The 3,405-nt window shown below is 65.7% G+C and carries 4 protein-coding genes; 1 reads left to right on the forward strand and 3 read right to left on the reverse strand.

Annotated elements, in window-relative coordinates; all coding sequences use genetic code 11:
- Positions 1-373: GFA family protein (locus ACTHJR_RS18765; RefSeq protein ID WP_440524947.1), on the forward strand; the 373-nt coding region annotated here is incomplete at its 5' end.
- Positions 374-563: 190 nt separating this feature from the next.
- Here ACTHJR_RS18765 and ACTHJR_RS18770 read toward each other — a convergent pair.
- From ACTHJR_RS18770 to ACTHJR_RS18780, 3 genes are all read right to left on the reverse strand, one after another.
- Positions 564-1,520 (reverse strand): alpha/beta fold hydrolase, encoded by a 957-nt coding sequence (locus tag ACTHJR_RS18770; RefSeq protein ID WP_440524948.1) that lies wholly within the window; start codon positions 1,518-1,520, stop codon positions 564-566.
- Positions 1,521-1,683: 163 nt separating this feature from the next.
- Complete coding sequence (locus tag ACTHJR_RS18775) at positions 1,684-2,349, reverse strand: nitroreductase (RefSeq protein WP_440524949.1); 666 nt, start codon at positions 2,347-2,349, stop codon at positions 1,684-1,686.
- Positions 2,350-2,439: 90 nt separating this feature from the next.
- Positions 2,440-2,892 (reverse strand): hypothetical protein, encoded by a 453-nt coding sequence (locus ACTHJR_RS18780; protein ID WP_440524950.1) that lies wholly within the window; start codon positions 2,890-2,892, stop codon positions 2,440-2,442.
- Between the last annotated feature and the right edge of the window lie 513 nt (positions 2,893-3,405).

Raw genomic sequence — 3,405 nt, forward strand, 5'->3', positions numbered from 1 at the left:
TTGCCTGTGCGGCGACGTGCGCATCGTGGCGACGGGCGAACCGTATCGCGTGGGCATCTGCCATTGCCTCGATTGCCGCAAGCATCACGGGGCGCTGTTCCATGCCTCGGCGATCTTTCCGGAAGAGGCGGTGACGGTCGAGGGCGCGACCCACGCTTATGCCGGGCGGCATTTCTGCCCGCGCTGCGGATCGTCGGTGTTCGGGCGGAGCGGCGACGAGGTCGAGGTCAATCTGGGATCGCTCGACGCGACCGACCAGTTCGTGCCGACCTACGAATTGTGGACCATCCGGCGGGAAGCGTGGCTGCCGCCGTTTCCGGTCAAGCATCGTTACGAGCGCGATCGCGAGGGTGGAGGCCGGTCCGAGGGATAGCGGCGCGGAAGCCATGTCAAATCCTCGCCATCATAGATGGGGAGGATTTCTGGTGCTCATCCGTCAGGAAAGGGCCCGCTTGGATCACGCCCCTTCATCTTCGTGGCTTTGTGTCTTCGTGCGAGAAAGATGACCTCGCACAAAGACACAAAGTCACGAAGAAAAAGAGGTTGCGCTTCGCGCTTGGTAGCTACCGCCCCAGAAATGCCGCGACGTCCTTCGCGAAGCGCTGTGGTTGCTCGACGAACATGAAATGGCCGTCCTGCGGGTAGAGCAGGAAGCGGCCGTGCGGCAGCGCCTTGGCGAGATCGCGCTGCGGTGCCTCGACCGCCTGGAAGTCGCGGCCGCCGGCGATGACCAGGGTCGGCGCGGTGACCTTGGCGGTGCCGGTGAAGCGGTAGCTCCACAGCCCCTTGGCGCCGAGCGCGCTGCCCAGTTCGCCGCTATTGCCGAGGCCGTTCGCCGAATCCAGCGCATCGACTTTGCGGCCGGTTTCGGGGTCGGGATACATGTTGCGGTGGATCGCCGCCGACATGGCGTCGCCGTCATAGGCGCTGAACACGTCGCAGCGCGGATAGGCGCCCGGCCTGGTTTCCCGCGTCGCGCGGGCGAAGGCGGCTGGGTCGCTCTTCTCCAGCGCCGCGCACTGGAGGTCGATCGCGCGCGGCAGATCGGGCACCGCGCCGGCGAGGACGAGATGCGCGACACGATCGGGATAGCGCGCGGCATATTCGAGACCGAGGATGGTGCCGAACGAATGGCCGATCAGGTCGATCCTGGGCGCGCCGAGCCGCCGCCGCAGCGCCTCGATGTCGTCGACGAGTTGCGCGATCGAATAATTGTCCGCCGCCTTGGGCCGGTCCGACCGCCCGCTGCCGCGCTGGTCGAGATAGACCATGCGCAGCCGCTTCTCGAGCGCCGGGCCGGCGTAATGCGCGAAGGTCTGGCTGCCCTCGCCCGGGCCGCCGTGGAGGAAGATGACGGGCACGCCGCCGGGCTTGCCGGCGACGCGGTACCAGAGATGGACCTTGCCGACGGCGAACCGGTGTTCGCCGGTGGTGGCGGCGGAGGTCGGGCGTGCGGCAACGGGTGCGGGGAGGAAAAGGCAAGCCGCAAGGGCGGCGGCCAGGAAGCGGACGTGGGTCATTCGCGGAGGCTCGATGATCCCGCCGAACTAGGCAAGGCCTTCGTGCTTTCGGCGAGCCATATCCACGCCGTCACCCCGGCCTTGTGCCGGGGTCCACTGAGCCGCCTGTCCTGTGCTCGCGGCGCCGTGGATGCCGGGACGAGCCCGGCATGACGAAGAAGAGTCAGGTGCGCACGCTCAACCACTCTTCCTCCGGCGCCCGGTCGGTGCGCAGGCGGTTGGCGGCGTCGCTCGTGTCCTCATAGCCGATCGCCATGCCGCAGAAGAGCATGCGGTCGGCCGGCGTGCCCAGGAAGCGCTCGATCGTCTCCGGATACATCGCCCAGCATTCCTGCGGGCAGGTCGCGAGGCCGGCCTCGACCGCGAGCAGCATGACGTTCTGCAGATACATGCCGAGGTCCGACCATTGCGGCGGCCCCATGCGGCGATCGACCGTGCAGAACAGCGCCGCCGGCGCGCCGAAGAACTGGAAATTGCGCGCGAACCACGACCGCCGCGCCGCCTTGTCCTCGCGCGGGATGCCGATGTGGCCGTACATCGCCTCGCCCACCGCGAAGGTACGGGCGCGGTAGGGCGCGACGAATTCCCTGGGATAGATATCGTAGCCCGGCGCCTCGGTCTCGCCCGCGCCGATCTTCGCCCTCATGATCGCCTTGAGCGCGGCAAGGCTATCGCCGGCGACGACATCCACATGCCAGGGTTGGATATTACCTCCGCTCGCCGCGCGCGCCGCCTTGACCGCGATGTCGCGGAGCAGCGCCGGATCGACCGGCGTGTCGAGGAACCCGCGCACCGACCGGCGCGCCGCGATGGCGTCGGAAACGTTCATGCCGGCCAGCCTTCGCCGCGCGCAGGCGGATCGGCAAGTGCCATCGTGCAGCATGGCCCCGGACCGCGACGCGCGCCGGGGCCGTGCCGTTCATGGAGCCATCGTGACCTCCGACCACATGCCATCGTCGATGAACGAGCGGTATTTCTCGTACCCGGCCACCGCGGCCTTGCCGTCGGCCTCGCTGAACCTGGCGAGAATCTCCTTTTCGATCATCTGATCGCGCGCCTGATCGGGCTCGAGCATCGCGGCGCTGGTAAAGTGCGTCATGATCAGGACGCTCGGCGCGCCCTTGTTATAGCCGTTGCGCACCAGGAACTTGTACGAATCGATGATGCCATGGGCCTTCATCACCTCGAACCCGGGAACCTGCGACCGGCGAAGGCCGGTCAGATAATCGTCGACATGATTGGGATCGACTTCGATCGCGTTGACTTCCCACAACCCCTTTTGAGGCGTGTAGTCTTTGTATTGCTTGGCAATACCGACAGTTGCCGTAAGACAAGCGGCACCTATCGCCGCCAAAACGATGGCACGACTCATGGTAACCCTCCCTCGCTTAATTTGACAAGAAAGAGCCCATTCCGGACCAGATGCAATCAAAATCTACCCATAATGGGAGATGGATTTTGGATTCGTCGCACGATCAATGTATTATGTTTTGCGCAATGGCCCAAGCACGGTGGCGGAATCGCCGCATACCGGCTTTTTTCGACGAAGGATTGTCGGATTCCTGTCGTTGCCGGGTGCGAGCCAGCGGACTCGCGACCGCCCATGGCCACATCGAAACGGGTGGAATCGCCCGCTGGTCAGGAAATGGCGCCGAGCCAACACCGGGAACGGTTGGCCGGACGCAATCGGACCCTGAACCGGCGGGATGCGTGCGCAAAAACGACGCGAAACGCGTCATGCCCCCGCGCGCATCAAGGGTCAGTCGTCGAAGACCGCCGGGCGCTTCTGCATGTTGGCCGCGACCGCTTCCATCATGTTGGGCTTGCCGATCACCTTGACCTGCTCCTCGGTCTCGGCCTCGAGCATCGCCAGCGGGTCGGCGTC

The organism is Sphingomonas sp. (assembly GCF_051962185.1).
Lineage (GTDB): Bacteria > Pseudomonadota > Alphaproteobacteria > Sphingomonadales > Sphingomonadaceae > Sphingomonas.